Below are 25,776 nucleotides of genomic sequence, written 5' to 3'. Positions count from 1 at the left end.
ATAAAATCGGTTGTGGATTAATGGCACTGCATTTATTCAATATGAGTATTGATGTATCAGAACTTATTTCCAAAAATATTTCGGAGAATCCTCAGGAAAGTATTTTGGAATTAGTAGTAGAGACTTTCTTAGGATATGAAGATGCTTTTAATGAAATTGAAGAAGGTGATAATATCAAATTATACCTTAAAAAAGATTTTAGCAATATCTGGATATTGCCGCACACTTATAATCAGATATTTCCCTATCGCGATGAATTAAGAAAATGCTATGCAGCCTTTTATTTAGCACCTCACTCCTTTCTATTTATAAAAAATACAACTCCTCCTCCTGAGATAAAATTTTCATAAATCACTTCATGACATCAAAAATCAACAGTTTTTGAAGCTAATCTTGTATTTACGAAAATTTTCTTATGAATATATTAAAATCATTACATACGACACTATTACTTGACTTATAGACAACTATTTATGCACAGCAGCATATCGCAACAGATTCCACTTTAGAACTCGATTCGCTAAAAAAAGAATTACCAAAAGTCCAGCACGCCGAACCTCTATTTATTGATCTAATACGTGATTTAGGCGCACGAAAAGGCGAAAAAGAATGGAATATTGGTTTAGGGATGACGGATAACTTAGAGTTTGATGAATACGAAACTCTAATAGAATATGAGTGGGCTCCTATCGATAGATTGGGTTTAGAAATTGAGCTACCCTTCACGTTTCATTCTGAAATGCGAAACGTCACTGTTGAAGCCGTACCTGCTAACCGATTAAACAGCTTAAAACTGGCAGGTCAATACACTATTTTTGTGAGCGAAAAATTAAACACTTCATTAGCTATGGGCTACATAAACGAATTTGAATTTTCTGATTTCAAAAACTTTGGAAATCCACTTATATATGGAAATGTGTATAATCCATTTTTCGTGGCAGCCAAACGTTGGGGAAGAAACTTTCACACCTTAGTTTATACTGGTCCGAGGATTATTCATCATTTCAAAACAAAATCTACCCACACTGCTTACGATATTAATTCTAACATTCATTATATGATAGAAGGAACCAGAAACTTTATCGGAATAGAATTCAATAAATCTTTCGAACACCGGGATTTCGATATGACTATTCGTCCTCAAATGCGACTTACTATTAGCGATCAAACAATGTTGGGTATATTAGTTAGAGTACCTATAGCTCGTGAAAACCAACGCATGAGTTCCTTTTTAAGGTTAATATGGGAACCTTCTCATAAAAAATAGAAAGAAGAGCATATCAAAAAATACAGACTTTAATTATTTTAAAGCCTGTATTTTTTGATATCTTACACCTATTTATTGTCTTACATCTAATGTCTTTGATTTTTGTTCTTAATCTCTTCCTCAACCATTCCTCTTTACACATTATACCCAATAATCTTATCCAATCTGTTAGAAAAATCTTGCAATTGCGCTTGATCGGCGCTTCCTAATTCCAGAACCAAGTATTCCCCTTTGTAATTGATTTTTTGTAGAGACTGGATCACTACTTTCCAATCAATATCGCCCTCTGTTAGTGGTACACCAAAACCTTTACCTAGCCCCTGCTCATTCATGACCTTACGGCTAAATTCTTTGATATGCACCTTGAAAATACAATTACCTAAAGTCTCAATCCAATGTTCAGGCCAACCGTAACGCAACACATTGCCCACATCAAAATACCATCCCACCAAAGGATGATTAATTTCATCTACAAAACGTTTGGCTTCTACAGGGCTTAGGATAAAATTGTTCCAAACATTTTCCAAGGCGATTTTCACTTTGTGTTTTTCCGCATAAGGAATCAGCTTACGGATATTCTTTTGAGCTGTTTGGTAAGCAGTTTCGTAAGACACTTGTGCATTAACTACTCCAGGAACTACCAAAACAGTATCTCCTCCTAGTTGCTTCGTCTCTTCTATAGATTTCGCGACAGAATCTACGATAAATTGCTGTACAGATCCCTCAGGACTAGAAAGCGGCTTGGACCAATGATCTTTATTCACGGTGCCCAATATCTCCACCCCACTAAGATCACGTGCTTTTAATAGCTCTTTGATATCCAATGTACCTGGAGAATTGATTTCTATACCATCAAATCCTAAATCCTTTACCAACTTGAATTTATCAGCCACGGACAAATCTTCTTTTATCATATAGTAACTGATCCCCTTTTTCAATTTCAGAGGAGCAGTTGAAGTGGACGGACAGTTATGAGCAGAGGAAGCAAAGCTCTCTGAAATAAAAGAAGCTGCAAATAATGCTGAAGTATTGCGAATAAAGGATTTACGATTCATCATGTAGAGGTCTGTATCAATAAAAAAGACTTTTGACTAAGATGCCAAAAGTCTTTTACAATTTGTAATAAATCTTTATGTATAACTTATTTTTTACGTTTTGAACTCTAACTGAGCATAATTCATTATTTTTATATAACTCAAAAACTGCTTATAGACAAAATTATTTCTTCAAATAAATAGCCTTTATGACACATACAATATATCCATGCTTGTGGTTTGATGGTCTAGCACAAGTAGCAGCTGAATTTTACTGCACTATCTTTAAAAACTCAAAAATCCTCTCGCAGAATCCTATGGTTACGATTTTTGAATTAAATAACACACGCTTTATGGCGTTGAATGGTGGTCCACAGTATAAGTTCTCTCCTGCCAATTCTTATGTCGTTACCTGTGATACCCAGGAAGAAATTGACCATTATTGGGAAAAATTAGGTGAAGGCGGCATTTATAATCGTTGTGGTTGGCTGGATGATAAATTTGGAGTATCCTGGCAGATTGTTCCTGCTATACTCAGCGAATTGATGAGTAATCCTTCTACCGCTTCCAAAGTTACCCAAGCCTTTATGCGTATGAAGAAGTTTAATATCCAGGAGTTCTTGGATGCCGCAAAGTAAAGATAAAAAAGCCTTTCGATGATTCTCAAAAGGCTTATCTGTTCTTATTTTCTTTTATTGTATTCTTCTAAGACAAAATCCAACTGTGCTTCTTGTGTCAAATTCGAATTGTCCAAAACAATAGCATCTTCCGCTTGTCGCAATGGGCTTTCTTCCCGTGTGCTATCGATATGATCACGATGCGCTAGATTTTCAATTATCTCTTCCAAAGTAACAGTTTCGCCTTTAGCTGTCAATTCGGCAAAACGACGATTAGCACGCACAAGTGGATCAGCAGTCATAAAGATTTTCAAATCGGCATCTGGAAATACTGTCGTACCAATATCACGACCATCCATCACGATATCACGGCGTGCACCCAATTTTTGTTGTTGTGCCACCATGGCATGACGTACTTCTTTGATTGCGCTTACTTCACTTACCTTCTCTGAGACTTCCATTTGGCGGATTTCATCCGAAATATCCTCACCATTTAGTAGAATTTGTGTTTTCTCCGTATTGGGGATAAAATCAATATGAATATTTTCTAAAGCTTTATTTATAGCTTCTGTATCATTAAAATCGATTCTGTTGCGTAAAAAGTAAAGCGTCACCGCACGGTACATCGCTCCACTATCCACAAATACAAAATTTAACTTCTTAGCAATAGCTTTTGCAACGGTACTCTTTCCACAAGAAGAAAAACCATCTATTGCAATAATAAAATTCTCTCTTGCCATCTTAGTTATTCCCTCCAATAATTACTCCTGGCTTATTTACCAATGGAACCTTCGATAGATTCTCATCGACGATACTTTCTGGAAGGAAAATATATTTTTTGTCGTAAATCGTATTCTCAATATAATAGCTCAACCAATATTCATTAGTCAACCCGAAAACTTGCGTATCAATCACCTCAATCTGTACAGCGGAGTGGGCAGATACGTCACCCAAGAAATGTCGTAGCGTAGTAGTTTTCACTTCTCTTCCTTCCTTTTGGCCGTAGCCTTTGGAAGAAACCAAAACATTCGTTAAGGCTACATTTTTCTCATTTACCAAATATACAGTCCAACTTTTGGAATCAGGCGTAGCATTTTCTAATACTACCGCAATGGAAATATCTTCAACTATATTAACAGGCAAATCCTTCTTCATACTTATTTCTTTTTCGTCGCAGCCTTTGTTGTTGTTTTCTTCGCTGTTGTCTTTTTTACAGTTGTTTTAGCCGTAGCTTTTGTTGCTTTCGCTTTAGGAGCTTTTGGATCTTCAGCAGCCCATTTCAACACATCCTCGTACGTAATCGTATTGACATCTGTTCCTTTAGGGATTTTCAAGTTTTGTTTTCCAAAACGGACGAAAGGTCCCCAACGTCCATTTTCGATTTGTGCTTCTGGGTTTTCTTCGAAAACACGAATCACTTTCTCGATATCCTTTTGGCGTTTAGTTTGAATAATTTCAATAGCCTGTTCTTGCGTCACATCCAATGGATCCAATCCTTTTGGCAAAGAATAGAACGCTGAATTGTGACGGATATAAGGTCCAAAACGACCAATAGCTACTGTCATTTCTTTCTCTTCGAACTCTCCTACTTTCTTTGGCAACTTGAATAATTCCATCGCTTCTTCGAAAGTAATGGTTTCAATCATTTGTCCTTTACGTAACGAAGCAAACACAGGTTTTTCTTCGTCATCTTGGGAACCGATCTGCACCAAAGGACCGAAACGACCTACACGCACACTCACTGGCTTGCCTGAAACTGGATCAACACCCAATTCACGTTCGTGTGAAGCACGTTCTGCATTTTCTAACGTATCTTCTACTTCGTGATGGAATGGTCTGTAGAAATTTTCCAACATGTCCGTCCACTCTTTATTTCCTTGTGCGATTTCGTCAAACTCTCGTTCTACTTTCGCTGTGAAATTGAAGTCTACAATACCTTTGAAGTGTTCTACCAAGAAGTCATTCACCAAAACACCGATATCGGTAGGGAACATTTTACTGCGCTCTACACCAGTCATTTCTGTTTTCGTAACTTCTGAAACCTGACCTTCTTTTAAAGTCAACACTTTATAATCTCTTGGTTTACCGTCACGATCTTCTTTCACCACATAACCACGATTTTGTATAGTTGAAATCGTCGGTGCATAGGTAGAAGGACGGCCAATACCCAATTCTTCTAATTTCTTAACCAATGAAGCTTCCGTAAAACGTGCTGGAGGTCGTGAGAAACGCTCTGTCGCCGTCATATCGTTTAGATTCAATGCTTGCCCCACTTCCAATGGTGGCAATAAGGCATTATCAGAATCCTCATCAACGGTATTATCATTATCATCGTCCAATGACTCCATATACACTTTCAAGAAACCATCAAATTTCATGATTTCACCTGTAGCAGTCAATTCTTCACTACGTGTTGAAACAGAGATTTTTGCAACAGTCTTCTCAAATTCTGCTTCACTCATTTGCGAAGCAATAGCACGCTTCCAGATCAATTCGTACAAACGAACTTCTGATGGATCTGCCGAGATACTGTGATTCGCAAAATAGGTTGGACGAATAGCCTCGTGTGCTTCTTGAGCTCCACTAGACTTCGTTTTATATTGACGCTTTTTATGATATTTTTCACCATAAGCTTTTAGAATCTCATCTTGTGCACCTTGAATTGCCGTATCCGATAAGTTTACGGAATCCGTACGCATATAGGTGATATGTCCTGCTTCGTATAGACGTTGTGCAACTTGCATCGTACGCGCTACAGAATACCCTAACTTTCTACTTGCCTCTTGTTGCAAGGTAGAAGTAGTAAAAGGTGCTGCAGGATTTCGTTTTGCTGGCTTTTTCTCTAAGTTCGTAACCGAATAAGCTGCATTAATACAGTCATTCAAGAATTTCTCTGCTTCGTCCTTTTTCGCAAATCGATGGGGCAATTCGGCTTTGAAAGATTCTCTAGCTTTACCTGTATTAAATATTGCAACAATCTTAAACGATGCTTCTGGCGTAAATCTATTAATTTCACGCTCACGTTCCACAATCAAACGTACAGCTACTGACTGTACACGACCTGCCGAAAGTGAAGGCTTCACTTTGCGCCATAATACTGGCGACAATTCAAAACCTACCAATCTATCCAATACACGACGTGCTTGCTGTGCGTTTACTAAGTTATAATCAATCTTACGCGGTGATTCAATGGCTTTAAGAATCGCTGGTTTGGTGATTTCGTGAAAGACAATACGCTTGGTATTATCATCTTTTAGTCCTAATGTATCAAACAAGTGCCAAGAAATAGCTTCTCCCTCGCGGTCCTCATCGGATGCTAACCAAACTGTCTCTGCAACCTTTGCTAATTTCTTTAATTCACTGACCACAGCCTTTTTATCAGCTGGAACCTCATACTTTTGTTTAAACTTATTATCGGTATCAATTGCATCATCGGTTTTCACCAAATCACGAATATGCCCATAACTTGACTTTACCAAAAAGTCACTCCCTAGATAACCCTCTATCGTTTTTGCCTTCGCAGGCGACTCCACAATTAATAAATTTTTAGCCATTTAATATGTTAAGATTTCTGCAAATATTATTATTTCAAAATGGAATGACAATATTTTTTATCAATAAACCTAATTATTCTTTTAAAAAAGCCAGTGTCCACTCACGATATCCAACAAGTAAAATACAGCAAATATGACCGATGCAATACCATTCGTTGTCATAAAAGCTCTATCCACACGGGACAAATCTGTGGGACTGACAATACGGTGTTGATATATTAATAATATACCATAAAATGCCACTCCTAGATAATACAAAAGTCCTACTTCAGTATAAAAAGCAGGAAGTAATACCAAAATAAATGATAGTAGATGCAGCACTTCCGAAATTTTCAAAGCTTTTGGTCCTCCAAAATTTGCTGGAATAGAATTTAATCCATTCACCCTATCAAATTCTTCGTCTTGTAACGCGTAAATAATATCAAATCCGCTTACCCAAGTCAAAACAGCCAGTCCATAAAATATTGGAATAATATGAAATTGTCCTGTAACAACCATATAAGCACCTACAGGAGCTAATCCAAGCCCTAAGCCTAAAACCAAATGGCAAAGTGCTGAAATACGTTTCATATACGAGTAAAACAATACTACAAATAAAGCCACGGGCGATAATGCAAGACACATTGGGTTGATAAAATAAGTCGCTCCAATAAAGATAGCACAGTTTATTAAGGTAAAAGTAAGTGCTTGTTTAGGGCTTATACGTCCTGCCGGAATATCTCGCACAGCTGTTCGTGGATTCAGCGCATCGATGTCTCTATCCAAATAACGATTGAATGCCATAGCGGCATTACGCGCGGTAACCATACAAACCAGCATCAAGCCCAACAAGGACCATTGAAACTCAAAAGCCGTCGTACTAACGGCTAGAAAAAAACCTATGAAGGCAAAAGGTAAAGCAAATATACTGTGTGCAAAAAGCACTAAAGACATGTATTTTTTCATATCTCCTCTGTAACAATTGGTGGCTCAAAACCGGCATTTATTTCGTCAATAGCAGCCAAAATTGGTTCTAAACCAACTTTCTCTTCAGAAGAAGTCAAAAATCTTCTTGGCACTTCCTCAAACCATTTCAGCAGAGCTCTTTTGAACTTTGCCATATTTTGATCGGACTTCACATTAGATTGTTTATCACCCTTAGTGAAAATCAACATAAAAGGTAACCCCTTCTCTCCTAACCAACAACAAAAGTCCAAATCTATCTTCTGGGGTTCTAAACGCGAATCGATTAGCACAAAAATACATTGTAGATTTTCTCTTCTCGTTAAATAATAACGTATGAATTTACCCCAATCTTCTCTGTTTTTTTTGGATGTTTGGGCATAACCATACCCCGGTAAATCGACCAAATACCAATTATCATTAATAATAAAGTGATTAATTAGCTGGGTTTTACCTGGTCTTTGTGAGGTTTTCGCCAAACCTTTACGATTCGTCAAAGCATTGATTAACGAAGATTTACCCACGTTCGATCTACCGATAAAAGCATATTCGGGTAGATTCGGAGCAGGCAATTTATCGACCTGTGTATTGCTACAAACAAATTCTGCGGATTTTACTAGCATAGAACAAAGGTAGAATTTATTTTAAGAAATCTAAAAGCAGGCAATTTACCACATCCAACATCGAGTAATTATTAGTATTTTAGTCGACCTATTATTAAAAAATGTTAATCTTAAAAAACATAGTTAAACAGTATGCCAATCACCGTGCATTAGACGATGTCTCGATAGATATTCCTGAAGGAAAAATCTTTGGACTCCTGGGACCTAATGGGGCTGGTAAAACTTCCTTAATACGTATTATCAATCAAATAACCGCTCCTGATTCTGGAGAAATATATTTTGATAATGAACTACTTTCGCCTAAGCATATAGAACAAATCGGCTACCTTCCTGAAGAGAGAGGATTGTACAAAAAGATGAAAGTCGGCGAGCAAATGATATATTTAGCCCAGTTAAAAGGTTTGAGTAAATCTGAAGCGAAAAAACGTCTGCAATATTGGTTTGAGAAATTAGACATTTCCACTTGGTGGGATAAAAAAATTGAAGATCTAAGTAAAGGAATGCAACAAAAGGTTCAGTTCATAGCAACTATTCTACATGAACCTAAGCTCATTATATTGGACGAACCGTTCTCTGGCTTCGACCCTGTCAATGCACAAATCATTCAAGACGAAATACTCGAATTAAATAAAAATGGCTCTACTATCATCTACTCCACTCACCGAATGGAAACAGTTGAAGAGCTGTGTGATAACATTGCATTGATTAATAAATCTAAGAAAGTGTTGGATGGTTCGGTAAAAGAAATCAAAAAACAATACCAAAACCAATCATATTTTATTGAATTTACACCTACTGGAAAATTGGTCAGCCACGAAAACCCACTCTATGATTTGTTGGAATTGACGGCACAACAAGATCATGTGGAGATAAAAATCAAAATTAATTCGCCATATCAGCTGAATGACGTTTTGAACTATCTCATTCCGCAAGTCATGATTAATCAAGTCAAGGAAATTATTCCAACTATTCACGATATTTTTATTGAAAAGGTAACACAAACGCAGGAAATCATTCATGAACAAAATTAAACTTATCATACAACGTGAATATTTGACACGTGTTCGCAAAAAATCCTTTTTACTTACGACTTTTTTAGTACCGTTATTTTTTATAGCCATGTACGTCGGCGTTATTTTTCTAACGAAAAAAAGCTTTGACGAAAGTCACACTGTAGTCTATATCGTAGATGAAACTAATGATGTCATCAACAAATTGAATTCTTCAAAAAACGTTACTTATCTAAAAGAAAATCAAGATATACAACAACAAATAAAGAGTATCAATTCTGCAAAAGACAACACAAGTATTCTTCATATTCCGAGAGATTTTTACGATAGTGAATCTGTAGAATTTTTGTCTGTAGACAAACCAAACATTTCGACTGAAGCTGAGATTCGCGACAGCCTTAATCGTATAATTAAGGATAAAAAATATGAATCCTATGGCATAACTAAAGATATGCGTCGCGCTATTAAATCCAATGTGGTTATCAAATCCAAAGAAATTAAAGATGGAACCGCCACAGAATCCAACACCGAAGTTGCCATGGCTATTTCGTTGGCCCTGTCGATTCTGGTATATATTTCTTTATTCTTATATGGCTCACAAGTCATGCGTGGTATTATTGAAGAAAAAAACAGCCGTATTATTGAGGTTATAATTTCGTCAGTAAAACCATTTCAGCTCATGATGGGAAAAATTATAGGTATTGGTCTAGTCGGGTTAACGCAGTTTGCGCTATGGATTATCGTTTCTATCACCTTAGCAGGTATAGCATCCAGCACTATTGTTTCAAAAGAAGATTTGGCTAATCAACTGATGCAAAACAAATCGCAACAGATTGGGATGGCGGATACACCAATAGATCAAACTTCCTCTTCTTTTGATGGAGAAACATTCGTTGAAATTATAGGCTTATTACAAACCTTGAATTTAACGGAGATAGTAGTTTGCTTTTTTGTGTTCTTCTTGGGAGGCTACCTTATATATAGTGCATTATTTGCGGCAGTAGGTTCGGCAGTAGATAGTGAAACCGAAGCTTCACAGTTTACACTTCCTATTACAATGCCCTTATTATTAACTTACGCTCTTTCTTTTGGTGTCTTAATAAACAATCCACATGGTTCGGTCGCAATGTGGTTAAGCTTTATTCCTTTTACCTCTCCAATTGCTATGTTAGTTAGAATACCTTTTGGAGTTCCAACGTGGCAAATCATTATTTCGGCTATTTTATTAATCCTAGGATTTATTCTAACTACTTGGTTTGCAGCGCGTATTTATCGTGTAGGAATATTAATGTATGGAAAGAAAGCAAGCTACAAAGAGCTTATAAAATGGTTTAAATACAAAAGTTAATTACTTTTACAATCAGAAATCACAAAAACATATCATGTCAAAACTTATTAATTTACGTACATTCAAAGAGTTTTTCGAGTCCAGCACTGGCGGAGGAATAATTTTATTTATTTGCGTTGTCCTAGCTTTAATTATTGCCAATTCACCTTTAGGAGAAGGTTTACTTACCTTTTTATCTACTACAGTAGGTTTTGAAAATGAATCTATTCAACTAAATTACAGTATAAAACAATGGATTGACGACGGTCTTATGGCTATTTTCTTTCTATTAGTAGGATTAGAAATCAAACGCGAATTAGTAGAAGGGGAATTAGCTTCACCTAAAAAAGCTGCACTTCCAATCTTCGCTGCCATTGGTGGTGCTTTATTGCCTGCTGCTATCTATGCCATATTTAACCATAATGCAGATACGCATCATGGTTGGGGTATCCCAATGGCTACTGATATTGCTTTCGCTTTAGCGGTAATATCGATGTTGGACAAACGTGTACCAGCAAGCTTAAAAGTATTTTTAGCAGCTTTAGCTATCGTGGACGATTTATTAGCTATTCTCGTAATTGCTATTTTCTATTCTTCCGATTTACATTATACTTATTTATTGTATGCTGGAGGAATTTTCGCCTTACAATTAGCCTTCAACAAATTTGGAGTAAAGAACATCCTAGCTTATATCATTCCTGGAATTTTTATGTGGTACTTTATCCATCACTCGGGTATTCACGCCACCATTGCGGGTGTACTTACTGCGATGACTTTACCTACAACTCCAGACGAGAAAGAGTCTCCATTAGAAAAATTAGAGCATCTATTAGCTAAACCTGTGAACTTTATTATTATTCCGATTTTTGCTTTTGTCAATACGGCTATTGTCTTAAGTACAGATATGTTAGGCGGTCTTACGTCACCAATGGGATTAGGTATTATTTTGGGACTTATTGTGGGTAAATCTGTAGGAATTCTTTTGACCTGTTGGCTATGTGTCAAATCTGGTTTATCCTCCTTACCTGAAGGCGCAGGCTGGAAACATATGTTTGGTGTAGGATTACTCGGAGGTATTGGTTTTACGATGTCTATTTTCGTAGCTATGCTTTCTTTCTCAGACGCTTTACATATCGAAGAAGCAAAATTAGCTATACTTGTAGCATCTTTACTAGCTGGAGTTTTAGGATATACCTATCTTTCAGCATTAGGTAAGAAAAACACACAAATAGATTAGCTATAGCTAGATAGCTACAAAAAAGATATATTAAATTTCAGATTAGGAAATATCATTAACCTAGAGGGTATATTTACAATAATTTAATCAACTTAAACTCTTATTTGAAAGGCATCTCATAAAAATGGGATGCCTTTCTTAGTATATGTGTAGCTAAACATGTTGTTCTTGCGTTTTATCTATAAAAGCATTAAAACAACAGTCTTATGAATACACATATTTTTAAATTATTTTTTTTAGCAATTGCAAGCTCATTTGTGATGACAAGTTGCCTGAAGGATGATCTTAATTCTCCTAACATTCCTCAAGCGGGTTTCACAATGATTAATGTACATACAGGTTATAATTCCATTATTCACAAAGCGGACAACAACTTTATTCAGACAATGAATAATCCGCTACCTTTTAAAGGAATCAATTTTGTTTATCTCTACCCAGGAAACAGAAAAATTCAAACTATAGACCCTACCAACAAAATTCTAATCGACAGTACCTACGCTATTAAAGATAGCCTTTTATATACCTCCATCGTTTTTTCAAAAGCTGAAAATAAAGTAGGTCAGCATGTGGTCAGTGATACATTACTAAATAACTTATCTACTAATTCGGGGATTCGTTTTGTGAATCTAGCTTACGACAAGATTAATGTTGATTTATACATAGGAGAAAATGAAGTTTTTGCAAACCGTACCTACGATGGCAATACGCTTTCAAATAATAGCTTCAAATTTGTATCACAATCATCAGGTCAAAAGAAATTAATAGCTAAAAATAGTGCAGGTGACACTTTAGCTGAAAAAGATATCAATTTGAGTACAGGAATGTATTATACCTTGATATTAATAAAGCACAACACGGAAAACACCTATGAGCTTATTGCTCATCAACAATACAGAAATTAAATACCAAATATAAATTTGCCATGAAGGTCTTAAAGTATTTAAGACCTTTTTTATTTAAGAGTAGTATTTCTAAATATTAGCCTTTACACGAGGGATTAAATTCATTTTATAAACCCTGGTCTTCTTTGGTTTACTATGTTTAATTATTGCTTTTCGAAGGATTTATATAAGTCTTCTTCCAATCCTTAACGATCCTCAAAACTCTCCAATTATATAATCAACAACTATTTCAAAGGAGTAGCCTACTGAACATCGTCCCGAATTTCTATATTTTTTACATAATCAAATTTCAGCGAAAATAACAGACATTCCTTTTTCTCCCTTTTTATAGCCAGTTCTAATTATGAAATTGTGTTCTGTAATAACAACATCATCGGCTCTACCCAAATAAAACATTTTCCATCCTATTGATTCATACGAAGAATATCCACCAATTTGATAAGCTCGCAAGCCTTCATTACCCGCTGTAGTTATTCCATAACAATGAGGTTCTACTATTCTTAATTCTCCTTCATAATATAATTTAATTATCTGTTGATTTTTGATTGCATTTATAATTTCTGTTCTCATAGTTATCTTGTAAATTTTATATGCTTAAATATTTATACAGCTATTGACTAAAAATTAAGACATGTTGGTATTCGTGTAAACATACTACAAATCAATTCTTCCTAAATACGGGAAACCGTAAACTCAGATAAAATCAATCTCTAATTGCTCAGAAAAAGGAATTAGTAACAATCATATACAGAAAATATCGAAGAATACTTGCTATACTGGAGGGATAAGTTTCTACTCAAAAATGTTTTGAGATTTAAGTTCTTGAAGGGGGGATAAATGCAAAAAGCTCCATCTTTCGATGAAGCATTTTCTGCGGAGAGTGAGGGATTCGAACCCCCGAACCTGTGACAGTTAACGGTTTTCAAGACCGCCGCATTCGACCACTCTGCCAACTCTCCGCCACAAAAGTAGAAATTCTACCCTGATTTGCAAAATTTATTTTAAAATAAAATGCTTTTAAAGGGCATTAGAACAACATTCCGCTGGATATTAAGATTTTACAAATTGTAAATCTGCTGAAAATTTCACTTCTTCTGACACCATTACCCCTCCTGTTTCTAAAGCCGCATTCCAAGTTAAATCAAAATCCGTTCTATTTATTTTACCACTTACCGTATATCCCACTTTATCATTACCCCAAGGATCCTTTGCAACACCTCCAAATTCTACATCTACAGTAATAGATTTAGAAATTCCTTTGATCGTAAGGTCGCCAGTTACTTTATATTCATCGTCATCTTCTTTTGCCACTGAAGTAGACTTGAAAGTTATAAATTGATTGCTTGCTGAATCAAAAAAGTCTGAGCTTTTTAAATGCTGATCGCGTTGATCATTTTTAGTATCGATAGAATCGACTTCTATTTTTACTTCTACCTGTGCTTGAGTCAAGTCATCGGAAGCATTTTCTAAATTTACTTCAAATGATTTAAACTGTCCTTTTACAGTAGAAATCATCATGTGACGAACTTTAAATTCTAATTCACTGTGTGCTGGGTCTAATTGCCAATTTGCCATAATTAAGTCTATATTAAATGATGAATATTATTTATTTCTGTGTCCTACAAAGATAGATTGCCCTTGCTATTCGATTTCTTAATCTAGATTAAGAAATTCAGTAAAATTTATTCAATTGTCTAGCAAATAGTTATTGAAATATAAGCAAAATTTGGCATATATATTTTGGAAATAATCTACAAAATACTACTTTTGTACTACCGAAAGGGAAGCGCCAATAGCTCAGCTGGATAGAGCAACGGTTTTCTAAACCGTCGGTCAGGGGTTCGAATCCCTTTTGGCGTACTTCTTTCAAAGTCCTTCAGATTTCTGGAGGACTTTTTTTTATATCCCTATTCCAAGTTCTTCCTTAGCGGAGTTATCATTTAGTAAATACCTATCTTACTACTTTGAAACTCTTTTAAAGCTGATTTAATATATATTCTTCTTTTATAAGAATCCAAGTTTTAAAACATTTTGCAATCTTATTTTAGTAATAAATATAGATAAAAATTAATAACATATAAACGTATTATAAATTATAACTATATTGAATAAAGTTTTATTATTTTATTACTCAGAGTTTTCTGCTTAATTTTATATCAAATCACAAACACAAATAATAAAAAAATTTAATCAATTAGAATATGGAAAACGGTTCAAATGACATCAGCAAATGCCCATTTCACAATGGATCCATGCAAAAAAATAATGCAGCCGGACGTGGTACCCAAAATAAAGATTGGTGGCCAAACCAGCTTAACTTACATATCCTAAAGCAACATGATACCAAAACTAACCCAATGGGTGAAGATTTTGATTATGCGAAGGAGTTTCAATCATTAGATTTAGATGCCTTGAAAGCGGATCTTCATGCTTTAATGACAGATTCACAAGATTGGTGGCCTGCTGACTTTGGACATTACGGTCCATTATTTATCCGTATGGCTTGGCATAGCGCTGGAACGTACCGTCTACAAGACGGACGTGGTGGCGGTGGCCAAGGTCAACAACGATTTGCACCATTGAATTCATGGCCTGACAACGTATCCTTAGATAAGGCACGTCGTTTACTATGGCCTATCAAACAAAAATATGGTCGCAAAATTTCTTGGGCAGATTTAATGATTCTAACAGGTAATGTAGCCTTAGAATCTATGGGCTTCAAGCCTCTAGGTTTTGGCGGTGGTCGTGCAGACGTGTGGGAACCAAACCAAGATGTGTATTGGGGCTCAGAAAGAACTTGGTTAGGTGGTGATCTTCGATACGGTAAAGGTGGTTCCACAGGTGTAAATAGCGATGAAGATGATGGAACAATTATCGTTGAAGATACAAACAGCGAAAAACACCAGTCTCGAGATTTAGAAAATCCATTAGCAGCGGTACAAATGGGGCTTATCTATGTAAACCCTGAAGGACCAGATGGCAACCCTGACCCTATTGCTTCAGCTAAAGACATTCGCGATACATTTAGCCGAATGGGTATGAATGATGAAGAAACATTAGCTTTGATAGCTGGTGGTCACACCTTCGGAAAAACACACGGGGCTGCTTCAGCGGATCATGTTGCATCTGATCCAGAAGGTTCGGAATTAGAATCACAAGGGCTGGGATGGGCTAACTCGTACGGAACAGGTAAAGGTGCCGATACCATTACATCAGGATTAGAAGTAACTTGGACAAGTAAGCCCACAGAATGGTCTAACTTATTCTTGAGCTACTTATATGGATTCGAATGGGAATTGACAAAATCGCCTGCAGGAGCACATCAATGGGTCGCTAAGAATGTAGGTGAAATCATTCCTCATGCACACGATCCAAACAAAAAAATTAGACCGACAATGCTTACTTCGGATTTAGCTTTACGTTTCGATCCAGAATATGAGAAAATTGGTCGTCGTTTCTTAGAAAATCCAGACGAATTCGCTGATGCATTTGCAAAAGCTTGGTTTAAGTTGACACACCGTGATATGGGACCAAAATCTCGTTATTTAGGTTCAGAAGTTCCAGCAGAAGATTTTGTATGGCAAGACCCGCTTCCAAAAGCTGAGAACTACACATTAAGTGATTCTGATATTGCTATATTAAAAGAAAAAATTCTTGGTTTAGGTTTATCTGTTTCAGAATTAGTGTCTACAGCTTGGGCTTCGGCTTCTACATACCGTAATTCGGATAAGCGCGGTGGTGCTAACGGTGCACGTATCCGTTTAGAACCTATGAGACACTGGGAAGTAAACAACCCTGTTCAATTAGGTAAAGTTTTAACTGCTTTAGAAGGTTTACAAGCTAAGTTTAGCCAATCAGGCAAACAAGTATCATTAGCAGACCTAATTGTTTTAGGTGGTGCAGCAGCTATCGAGAAAGCAGCTAGAGAGGCAGGTCATAACATTACAGTTCCTTTTGCTCCTGGTCGTACAGATGCTTCACAAGAACAAACTGATGTGGATGGATTCAAATGGCTAGAACCGGTGGCTGATGGATTTAGAAACTACCGCAAATACAACAATCCTGCAGTCTCTACTGAGGAATTATTAATTGACAAAGCACAATTATTAGACTTGACAATTCCAGAATTAACTGTATTATTTGGTGGTCTACGTGCTATTAACATCAATTTCAATAATTCAAATCACGGTATTTTCACCGATCGACCTGGTCAATTAACAAATGACTTCTTTGTGAATCTATTGAACATGGCCACGCAGTGGAAAGCGATGGATCAATCTAAAGAAACTTATTTAGGTACAGATCGCAAAACAGGACAAGCAAAATGGACTGGCACACGTAATGATTTGGTATTTGGATCAAATTCTGAATTAAGATCAATTGCTGAAGTATACGCTTCTGCAGATGCAAAAGATAAATTTGTTAACGATTTCGTTGCTGCTTGGAATAAAGTAATGAATGCAGACAGATTTGATTTAGCTTAATACATAATAACACACACACTTCTTTAAAATGTGGAAGCCCCGAATTTTCGGGGCTTCCTTGCTTTTGTTTAGTAATTAGCTTTGATAATTATTTAAAATAACTCAAATGCTTTCTATTAATTGAATTTGAATTTTATACCAAACTGCATGTAATATGTAGATGATATAGATTCATTATTAAATGTTGTAGATCTTATGATATCTCCGTTGTTATAATTCAATTGGAATCTAGGTTTTGTGGTTCCATCAGGTGTGATAGCACTTGTATTTTGAGGTCTTAACAATTGCGTACTAGCTGACTTATATATTCCCCAATTAGAATTGAACAAGTTGCCAATATTGAATACATCCCAGAAAAATTCTAAAGAATTATTTCCTCCCGCTATATTTTTATATAACTCTTGCGCTAAACGAAAATCAAATTGATTTCTCCAAGGCATAATACCACCATTACGTTCAGCATATTTACCTTTTCTTGTCTTTAAATAATCATCATTATTTACCAAATCGAAGAAAATTTCTGATTGCTCCTGTGCTGTATAACCTCTTCCTCCATAGTTATTATTTCCAGAAGCTATGTCAACAAATTGGATTTCGGATGCATCTTTCGGAATATAAATAAGATCATTATTATTACTATTACCGTCTCTATTAAAATCACCAGCATAAACATAACTCATTCTACCCGTAGAAGATCCTGAATAGAATAATGTCATTGTTGTATTTAAGTTTCCTATCCAACTATTAGTATAAGAAGCAAATCCCACCACACGGTGTGGAACAATATTGGTCGTATATCCTAAAGATGGAACATTTGGATTACCTGTGTTGGTTGGAGGAATTGACCATAAATTGGCAATTTGGTCTCCCGCTCCATCACCGAAGTTTTTAGCCGCTGAATAAGTATAAGATAAGGAAGCAGAAAGTCCATTCCAGTTATTTTTTTGCAATTGGGCTGTGACAGAATAATAATGTCCCCCCTTTGCATTAGTCATATATGTAGGATCAAAACGATTTGTTCCATTTGCAACAGCTTGACCTGCAGAATTCAATTTATTAATATATTTATCTGCTGTTGCATTAGGGTAAATGAATCGAGTATCACCATACCCTGCAATGTCCAATTGAGTAGGTTCAACTAAATTCACATTTTTAGCTACCACCGCATTAATATCTTTGTTGTAGATAGCTTCTATTGTCCCGATAATACCACCAGGTAAAGTATGATCAACAGCCAAATAAGACTTCCATGTCGAAGGGAATTTCAAATTTCTATCCATTGCTGAAACACTGCTAGGAATCGAACTACCTGCGGCTGGAAGAGGACTTGGGAAATTAGCTTTGATATTTGGATTAAAATCTGGAATAGCATTATTCGCAAAAATCTGTGTATACTGCAACATACCCGCATCACCCGATTGTGCTACTATCCATACAAATGGAATACGACCTGTAAACACACCTGAACCTCCACGGAAAATTAAGGATCTATCCCCATACGCATCATAATTAAATGCCACACGAGGTGAAACCATTATTCTTGATTTTGGAGTCGCTCCTGTATTCAATTTAATACCGTCAGCAAATGTCAATTGCTCCACTAAAGGATGAGTCTTCATTGCAGAGATATTTGGGAAAGTAGGCATTTCAACTCGTAAACCTGCAGTTAATTTCAATTTACTGTTAACTGAATATTCATCTTGGATGAAAGCAGAATATTGAGCAAATTTAAAAGAAGGAAAAGCTTGTGAGCCATCTTCTGTTAGTGGGAAAGTCAACACATAATTCGCTGCTTTATTTCCATTTACAAAGTCACTCCATGAATTATATAAATAGTATCCTGCACCAAAGCGTTGGAAACCATTTTTAGTTGTACTCCCTTCATATTGTGCGCCATAAGTAATTTGATGATTATCAACGGACCATACTCCATCATAGTATAATGTCAAAGTTTTCACATCACGTAAATTTCCATATGTAAACGGCTCATAACCAAACGTAGTAATGATATTATTTCCATCTTTAATATCAACTAAAGGAAAGTCATCACCCGCTGATGAACGAGGTTCGTTTTGATGTACGTAGGCTGCACGCAATGTATTATTTGTATTCCCCCATTTACCAGTATACTCCACTACTCCAGAATACAAATTGGTTTCTTGGAAATAGTTTGAATTAGAGAAGTGTAATGCATTTGAACCTGTACGACTTAGATTAGACAATCCCGAACCTGTAAATGAATTACTAATTTGTGAAGGAGACTTACCTTTAACTTGATTATACCTAAAATTTACTTTATGATTATCTGCTATATTCCAGTCGATTTTTGCAAATACCTTATCATTATTACTCTTATTTGAATAACCTTGATAAACACCTGGATCATAACCATATTTAGAAATTAAATAATTGCGTACTTCATCCAAAAATTGATATGTAGGTCTTGCTATAGATGTATTACCTGACCCAAATTGTATATTGTTAGCATCATCTGCAACTTTAGTTGGGCCTGGTTCTGTAGTTTTATTTTGCTCTAAGTTTACAAAGAAAAATAATTTGTTCTTAACAATAGGGCCACCTAAACTAAAACCATATTGTTTTTCTTGCATTTCGTTTATTGCCACTTGACGATCTTTAACACGTACACCTTGTTGGTGGTCTGAGCGTCCTGTATAAAAAGCGGAACCAAAAAAATCATTACGTCCAGATCGAGTAACAGCATTCACTGCCGCACCTGTAAACCCCGATTGACGTACATCAAAAGGTGTCACATTAACGACAATCTGTTCAATAGCATCAATAGATATAGGAGATCCATTTGCAGGAACATTTTGGCCTATACCAAATTGATTATTAAAGTTAGCCCCATCGACCGTAAAATTGTTTGCACGGTAGTTACCACCTCCAATGGCTGTACCATTTGCTTGTGGAGTTAAACGTGTTAAGTCGTTAACACTACGAGAAATAGAAGGTAAGTTTTCTATCTGTGAACGACCTACCACTGTGGAAGCACCATTTTTGTCACTTTTACGACGACTACCTGTAATAGTTACTTCGTCCAAGGCTGTAGCTGCCTCACCAAACACAGGATTTAGTATAAAAGGCTGACCTAGTTGTAAGTATACATCATTGTATACTAATTTGTCCTGCCCTACATAACTCACCTCAATACGGTAAGGCCCACCCACACGCATATTCGAAACATTGAAACGTCCCTGCGCATTTGCTGAGCTTGAGTAAACTGTTCCTGAGGGTAAGTGCGTTGCTTTAATGGTGGCGCCTGCAGTAAATTGGCCTGTGGTTTGGGTAACTACACCATTAAGACTACTGGTGGTAACTTGTGCTTCTACTATGCCATAGCTGGATAATAGCAGCGCAAAAAAAAGTAGATTTTTTTTCATGCGGTTTTGTTTTGTTTAGCTAATGATGGTGTAAAATTAGGATTTATTTTAACAAATTTTAACACATCTCAAAAACTTAACATATTCATAATCTACTGACTTTTGAAGAAAAGATAAAAAAATATGGCATATTATCTTAATCCAAAAAAACAAAGGTTATTTAATTAAAATATTCTCAAATAAATATTTTTTTCTCTTCAACATTAGAGTTAAGAAAAGTTCTCATTGTGTAAAAAAATTACATTTACATGACTTTTATAATCATCGGCTATCTTCATTGTTGTTTAACAAACATTCTTATTAAGAATCAAATTCTTACCGTGTATATTAATATAGTTTCAAATGAAATTAATGGCATTTATAAATTAATTATTGACTTTTTTAAACAACTTTTTAAATAGCTTTTAGGTATGATTTAACATTATTTTACACTTCAAAAAAAATAAGTTACCTTTGCAACCAATTTAATATTTATCTCAAAAAGATGAACAAAAAATCTACCCTCTTGTATGCCTCTGTGGCATTCATGCTTACCAGTAATGTTGCATTAGCCCAACAGGTAATTACTGGTAAAGTAACCGATGGCAAACAGCCAGTTGCTGGTGCCACAATTTTAGTCGCTGGAAGTAAAGAAGGCACCTCAACAGATGCTAACGGCAACTTCTCTCTGACTACAAACCAATCCAACGGCCAACTTCAAATCAAATTCATCGGCCACGAAACTCAACAAATTAATTTCTCTTCTACAGCTCCTATCGGTACAATTATTTTAGTACCTACATCTGAGCAATCACTTGATGAAATTATTGTTGTAGGTAGAAATTTGATTGATATTGCAGAAGGTCGTAAAACTCCAATCGCTGTATCTACAATCAAACAACAAGAGATTGAAGAGAAAGTAGGTGGACAAGATATCTCAGCTACTTTAGTTAATACACCTTCAGTATATGTAGGTGGTCAAGCTAAAGGTTTTGGTGAGTCGTCAATGACTACACGTGGTTTCGACCAATCAAACACTGCATTCTTATTGAATGGTCAGCCTATCAATGGTATGGACAACGGTCGTGTGTACTGGTCTAACTGGAGTGGTCTTTCGGACATTTCTTCATTGGTACAAATCCAACGTGGTTTAGGTTCTTCTAAATTAGCTATTTCCTCTGTAGGTGGTACAATTAACTTTGTTACAAAATCTACTGATATGAAAGAAGGTGGTTTTGTAAAACGTACTGTAGGTAATGACATGTTGCGTAGATCAACTATCGCTTACAACACTGGTTTGATGAAAAATGGTTTCGCTGTATCAGCAATGTTCACAGACTGGAGAGGTGATGGTTACATGAACAAAACAGAAGGTGCTGGTCAAAACTACTTCTTATCTGTTGGATACAAAGTAAACGAGAACCACAACTTAAACTTAATGGTAACTGGTGCTCCACAATGGCACAATCAAGGTTACACTGGTAGATTATCAAAATTCTTATCTGAAGGTAGAAAATACAATGACAATGTGGTAATTGTAAACGGTACAGAAACTAACTACCGTAAAAACTACTACCACAAACCAGTAGCTAACTTAAACTGGGACTGGAAAATTTCAGATAAATCAACTCTAGGAACTGTAGTATATGCTTCAATGGCACGTGGTGGTGGTCAATCTTCTCGTAAGGATGCTACTTCTGCAAAAGTTCCTTATTTAGCAGCTGACGTAAACAACCACCAATGGTATGGTATAGTTTCAAATTACAACCGTGAGTTGAACGAAAACTTAAACTTTAATGTTGGTTTCGATTTACGTGATTACAAAGGTGAACACTACAGACAAGTAACTGACTTATTAGGTGCTTCTAGCATTGCACATACAGGTAATGTATTTTTACCAGGTCTTACTAATGTTTCTAATGAATTCTCTACGAATCCTTGGAAAACTTGGACTGACAAACCATCTTCTATCGAAGATAGATTAGCATGGGATTACAACCAAATCATCCGCTATGCTGGTTTATTCGGTCAAATCGAATACGCTAAAAACGGTTTCACTGCATTCTTCCAAGGTTCATTATCACAACAACACAATAGCCGTAAAGACGTATTCCAATATACTGAAGGAAATCAAGACTCTGAAGACGTTAACAACTTTGGTTACAACGTAAAAGGTGGTTTGAGCTATACTTTAGGTGGACATACAATTTTTGGTAACGCTGGTTTCTACTCACGTCAACCATACCAAAATAACATCTTCGCTTATTACACAAATGTTGTAAATCCTTACGCTATTAACGAAGAAATCTTAGGTTTAGAACTAGGTTATAAATACAATTCTAGATACGTAGATGTTGCTGTAAATGCTTACAAAACTACTTGGGCTAACCGTGTAACTGGTAGTTCACAAACTGCAAACCAAAGTGCTGTAAACAAATACACTGCAATGGGTAAAAACCTTCAATTAGGTGAAATTATCTATACTACAAACTACGGTGTAAAACAAGACCACAAAGGTTTGGAATTAGAAGTTGCTGCAAAACCATTTTCTTTCTTACAAGTTAAAGGTTTCGGATCAGTAGGTGACTGGAAATACGAAGGTATCTCTAACTCAATCTTACGTAATGAAGACCGTGAAGTATTAGAAGAAACACAAAGAGACCTTACTGGTATCAAAGTAGGTGATGCTGCTCAAACATCTTATGGTGCTGGTCTGAAATTCTTCATCTCCAACGGATTATCAGTGGACGGAGATTACAGAAGATTCGAAAGATTATACGGTTCATTGCCTTCAAACGCTGCTACTTTGAAATTGCCAAACTACGATTTAGTAGATGCTGGTATATCTTACAAAGTACAAATCAGCGATAAAAACGCAATTAGTTTACGTGTAAACGTGAATAACTTATTTGATAAATTCTATTTATCTGATGCTACTTCAAATATGGATGCTACAGCCACTACTGAGTACTGGAAAGGTATTAATACTTCAAACTACGTATTAGTAGGTTGGGGACGTACTTGGAGCGGTTCAGTGAAATTCACATTCTAAGAAATATCACACACTAGATATTTATCTCGAAAAGGGGCTTTCAATTATATTGAAGCCCCTTTTGCTTTATGAGCATAAAAAAATTAATTATGTATTAAAACAAACCAAGTTTTTTGCTAAATTGCTCCCCCAATAAACTTACTCACATGTTAGACCTTAATCAACCTCACCACCGTCTAAATATATTGACGGGTGAAAAAGTATTAGTTTCGCCACACAGAAACAACAGACCTTGGCAAGGTAAAGTTGAAGATGTAGCGACAGATGATCGACCGCAATACGATCCTACGTGTTATTTATGCCCATCCAACAAAAGAGCTGACGGTACGGAAAACCCAGATTATAAAGACACGTACGTATTTACAAACGATTTTTCTGCTATTCTAGAAAACACATCCGAAGGGACATATAACAACGCAGATCTACTTCAAGCTACAGCAGAGCGAGGCATTTGTAAAGTAATCACATTCTCACCGAGACACGATTTAACATTACCTGAGATGGATGTTCCATCAATATTGAAAGTAGTGGATCTTTGGCAAAATGAATTCGTGGAATTATCTCAAAAAGATTGGATCAAATACATTCAAATTTTCGAAAACAAAGGTGCTATCATGGGATGTAGCAATCCGCATCCCCATGGACAGATTTGGTCTCAGAGTTCATTGCCAAATGAGATTTTGATCGAGACAGCTAGACAGAAAGAGTATTTTGAGAAAAATGGTGTATCGTTGCTTAAAGCCTACCTAGATCTTGAACTTTGTCTTAAAGAAAGAATCATAATAGATAATACCCATTTCGTAGCATTAGTTCCTTATTGGGCAACTTGGCCTTTTGAAACAATCATTATCAGCAAACGTCATATTCAAAACATCAGTCTATTCACAGCTGAAGAAAAAGAAGATCTGGCTAAGACATTACAAGAATTGACTATTCGTTATGACAATATATTTAGCACATCATTTCCGTATTCGGGAGGTATGCATCAATCTCCAGTAAATGACGGAGAACATCCAGAATGGCATTGGCATATGCACTTCTATCCTCCTCTCCTTCGTTCGGCATCCGTAAAAAAATTTATGGTTGGATACGAAATGCTAGGCGGTCCTCAACGTGATATCACACCTGAAACCGCAGCTGACATTATTAAAAAACAAAGCACTATACATTATAAAAAAGCGTAAATATGAGTTTAGATAACCAAATTAAAGACACCTTTCAACGTGTTTTTAATAGTGAACCTCAAATTATTGTAAAGTCACCAGGGAGAATTAATGTGATTGGTGAGCATACAGATTATAACAATGGATTTGTATTGCCAGCCGCCATTGATAAAGGTGTGTACATTGGAATTTCAGCAAGAGAAGATGACAAAATCGAGTTATTTTCTATTGATTACAATGAAAAATATGATACAGATACGACTTCACTTACATTCGGCCCAGAACTTTGGACGAATTATATATTAGGCGTTACACGTATATTGAGCAAAAAGTCTGATAAAATTTCTGGATATAATCTTGTGGTTGTCGGTGATGTTCCCCTGGGATCAGGATTATCCTCATCAGCAGCGTTAACATGCGCCACTTCTTTTGCTTTGAGTAAATTATTTGACTTGAATCTTAGCAAATTAGACATTGCAAAGGTTGGACAGCAAACAGAGCATGAGGCTGTAGGCGTTCGTTGCGGAATCATGGACCAATTTGCTTCTGTATTTGGACAAGATAATAGCTTAATCAAATTGGATTGTCGCAGTTTGGATTACGAATATATTCCTATTGAATTAGATGGCTACGAAATTTTATTGTTGAATACGAATGTAAAACATTCTCTTGCATCTTCTGCTTATAACAAAAGACGTGAGGCTTGTGAATCAGCAGTAGCTTTAGTAAAAGAAAAATATGCCGAAGTAGAATCTCTTCGCGATGTGACATTAGCACAATTGGACGAATTGGTAAAACCTGTCTCAGTAGAATATTATCAAAAAGCAAGATTCGTAGTAGAAGAAAACGAACGCCTATTGAAAGCTGCTGAAGCTTTAAAATCCAATGATATTAAAACATTAGGTCAGCTTTTATACGCTGCGCATTGGGCCTTGAGTAAAGAGTATGAAGTAAGCTGTGAAGAATTAGACTTTTTAGTATCCACTGTTTCTACTTACCCTGAAGTTGCGGGAGCACGTATGATGGGCGGTGGATTTGGCGGATGCACGATCAATATTATTGAAAAAGGAAAATCACAAAATGTAATTGATAAATTAAGTAATTTGTATTTTAATAAATTTAATTTAAATTTAATCCCGATTAAGGTTTCTATATCAAACGGGACACATGAAATCCTTTAATCA

20 protein-coding genes and 2 tRNA genes are annotated in these 25,776 nt (G+C 36.0%); 12 read left to right on the top strand and 10 right to left on the bottom strand.

Annotation, left to right across the window (positions count from 1 at the left end; translation table 11 throughout):
- Positions 1–20 precede the first annotated feature (20 nt).
- Together H8B04_RS07700 and H8B04_RS07695 are read left to right on the top strand one after the other, a co-directional pair.
- Positions 21–350, top strand: a complete 330-nt coding sequence (locus tag H8B04_RS07700; RefSeq protein WP_190301975.1) for a hypothetical protein — start codon at positions 21–23, stop codon at positions 348–350.
- Between the two features lie 119 nt (positions 351–469).
- Positions 470–1,267 (top strand): HAEPLYID family protein, encoded by a 798-nt coding sequence (locus H8B04_RS07695; protein ID WP_190302006.1) that lies wholly within the window; start codon positions 470–472, stop codon positions 1,265–1,267.
- A 134-nt stretch (positions 1,268–1,401) separates the two neighbouring features.
- Here H8B04_RS07695 and H8B04_RS07690 read toward each other — a convergent pair whose 3' ends face one another.
- Positions 1,402–2,325: a sugar phosphate isomerase/epimerase family protein gene (locus H8B04_RS07690; protein ID WP_223815321.1), complete on the bottom strand. Its 924-nt coding sequence runs from the start codon at positions 2,323–2,325 to the stop codon at positions 1,402–1,404.
- A gap of 185 nt (positions 2,326–2,510) precedes the next feature.
- Between H8B04_RS07690 and H8B04_RS07685 the strand changes: the two genes are divergently transcribed.
- Positions 2,511–2,939, top strand: coding sequence for a VOC family protein (locus H8B04_RS07685; protein ID WP_190301974.1), 429 nt, complete (start codon positions 2,511–2,513; stop codon positions 2,937–2,939).
- 44 nt (positions 2,940–2,983) lie between these two features.
- Here the strand turns inward: H8B04_RS07685 and cmk are convergent, their stop codons facing one another.
- The 5 genes from cmk to yihA all read right to left on the bottom strand — a co-directional run bounded on the left by cmk (position 2,984) and on the right by yihA (position 8,037).
- Positions 2,984–3,658, bottom strand: a complete 675-nt coding sequence (gene cmk / locus H8B04_RS07680; RefSeq protein ID WP_165291129.1) for a (d)CMP kinase — start codon at positions 3,656–3,658, stop codon at positions 2,984–2,986.
- 1 nt (position 3,659) lies between these two features.
- Positions 3,660–4,073 carry a hypothetical protein gene (locus H8B04_RS07675; protein WP_165291128.1) on the bottom strand — a complete coding sequence of 138 codons (414 nt, stop codon included), beginning with the start codon at positions 4,071–4,073 and terminating at the stop codon, positions 3,660–3,662.
- Positions 4,074–4,075: 2 nt separating this feature from the next.
- Positions 4,076–6,472: a type I DNA topoisomerase gene (gene topA / locus H8B04_RS07670; protein ID WP_190301973.1), complete on the bottom strand. Its 2,397-nt coding sequence runs from the start codon at positions 6,470–6,472 to the stop codon at positions 4,076–4,078.
- Between the two features lie 81 nt (positions 6,473–6,553).
- Entirely contained in the window at positions 6,554–7,417 is an 864-nt protein-coding gene (locus tag H8B04_RS07665; RefSeq protein ID WP_190301972.1) for a UbiA-like polyprenyltransferase, read from the bottom strand.
- Complete coding sequence (gene yihA, locus H8B04_RS07660; protein WP_190301971.1) at positions 7,414–8,037, bottom strand: ribosome biogenesis GTP-binding protein YihA/YsxC; 624 nt, start codon at positions 8,035–8,037, stop codon at positions 7,414–7,416. Before yihA ends, H8B04_RS07665 begins: the two co-directional genes overlap by 4 nt.
- 101 nt (positions 8,038–8,138) lie before the next feature.
- On the opposite strand from yihA, the gene H8B04_RS07655 reads away from it, so the two are divergent.
- From H8B04_RS07655 to H8B04_RS07640, 4 genes are all read left to right on the top strand, one after another.
- Positions 8,139–9,068: an ABC transporter ATP-binding protein gene (locus tag H8B04_RS07655; protein ID WP_190301970.1), complete on the top strand. Its 930-nt coding sequence runs from the start codon at positions 8,139–8,141 to the stop codon at positions 9,066–9,068.
- Positions 9,055–10,395 (top strand): ABC transporter permease, encoded by a 1,341-nt coding sequence (locus tag H8B04_RS07650; protein WP_190301969.1) that lies wholly within the window; start codon positions 9,055–9,057, stop codon positions 10,393–10,395. Before H8B04_RS07655 ends, H8B04_RS07650 begins: the two co-directional genes overlap by 14 nt.
- A gap of 34 nt (positions 10,396–10,429) precedes the next feature.
- A complete protein-coding gene (gene nhaA / locus H8B04_RS07645) occupies positions 10,430–11,611 on the top strand; it encodes a Na+/H+ antiporter NhaA (RefSeq protein WP_190301967.1) in 1,182 nt (393 codons plus the stop codon).
- 206 nt (positions 11,612–11,817) lie between these two features.
- A complete protein-coding gene (locus H8B04_RS07640) occupies positions 11,818–12,513 on the top strand; it encodes a DUF4397 domain-containing protein (protein WP_190301966.1) in 696 nt (231 codons plus the stop codon).
- 282 nt (positions 12,514–12,795) lie between these two features.
- Here H8B04_RS07640 and H8B04_RS07635 read toward each other — a convergent pair whose 3' ends face one another.
- The 3 genes from H8B04_RS07635 to H8B04_RS07625 form a co-directional block, all read right to left on the bottom strand.
- Positions 12,796–13,083 carry a WYL domain-containing protein gene (locus tag H8B04_RS07635; RefSeq protein ID WP_190301965.1) on the bottom strand — a complete coding sequence of 96 codons (288 nt, stop codon included), beginning with the start codon at positions 13,081–13,083 and terminating at the stop codon, positions 12,796–12,798.
- A gap of 304 nt (positions 13,084–13,387) precedes the next feature.
- A tRNA-Ser gene (locus H8B04_RS07630) sits at positions 13,388–13,472 on the bottom strand.
- 91 nt (positions 13,473–13,563) lie between these two features.
- Entirely contained in the window at positions 13,564–14,088 is a 525-nt protein-coding gene (locus tag H8B04_RS07625) for a YceI family protein (protein ID WP_165291119.1), read from the bottom strand.
- Positions 14,089–14,299: 211 nt separating this feature from the next.
- Here H8B04_RS07625 and H8B04_RS07620 point away from each other — a divergent pair.
- A tRNA-Arg gene (locus H8B04_RS07620) sits at positions 14,300–14,373 on the top strand.
- Positions 14,374–14,714: 341 nt separating this feature from the next.
- Positions 14,715–16,997, top strand: coding sequence for a catalase/peroxidase HPI (gene katG / locus H8B04_RS07615; protein WP_190301963.1), 2,283 nt, complete (start codon positions 14,715–14,717; stop codon positions 16,995–16,997).
- A gap of 116 nt (positions 16,998–17,113) precedes the next feature.
- Here katG and H8B04_RS07610 read toward each other — a convergent pair whose 3' ends face one another.
- Positions 17,114–20,398, bottom strand: a complete 3,285-nt coding sequence (locus H8B04_RS07610; RefSeq protein WP_190301962.1) for a TonB-dependent receptor — start codon at positions 20,396–20,398, stop codon at positions 17,114–17,116.
- Positions 20,399–20,882: 484 nt separating this feature from the next.
- Here H8B04_RS07610 and H8B04_RS07605 point away from each other — a divergent pair, with 484 nt between their 5' ends.
- The 3 genes from H8B04_RS07605 to galK all read left to right on the top strand — a co-directional run bounded on the left by H8B04_RS07605 (position 20,883) and on the right by galK (position 25,773).
- Positions 20,883–23,429, top strand: coding sequence for a TonB-dependent receptor (locus H8B04_RS07605; RefSeq protein ID WP_223815320.1), 2,547 nt, complete (start codon positions 20,883–20,885; stop codon positions 23,427–23,429).
- A gap of 146 nt (positions 23,430–23,575) precedes the next feature.
- A complete protein-coding gene (locus tag H8B04_RS07600) occupies positions 23,576–24,613 on the top strand; it encodes a UDP-glucose--hexose-1-phosphate uridylyltransferase (RefSeq protein ID WP_165291116.1) in 1,038 nt (345 codons plus the stop codon).
- 2 nt (positions 24,614–24,615) lie between these two features.
- On the top strand, positions 24,616–25,773 hold the full coding sequence (gene galK / locus H8B04_RS07595; RefSeq protein WP_190301961.1) for a galactokinase: 1,158 nt from the start codon (positions 24,616–24,618) through the stop codon (positions 25,771–25,773).
- The last annotated feature ends 3 nt before the right edge of the window (positions 25,774–25,776 follow it).

Source organism: Sphingobacterium litopenaei, from assembly GCF_014692495.1.
GTDB lineage: Bacteria > Bacteroidota > Bacteroidia > Sphingobacteriales > Sphingobacteriaceae > Sphingobacterium > Sphingobacterium litopenaei.
The sequence above is the reverse complement of the archived record's forward strand: the minus strand, read 5'-3'. Positions and strand labels throughout refer to the sequence as shown.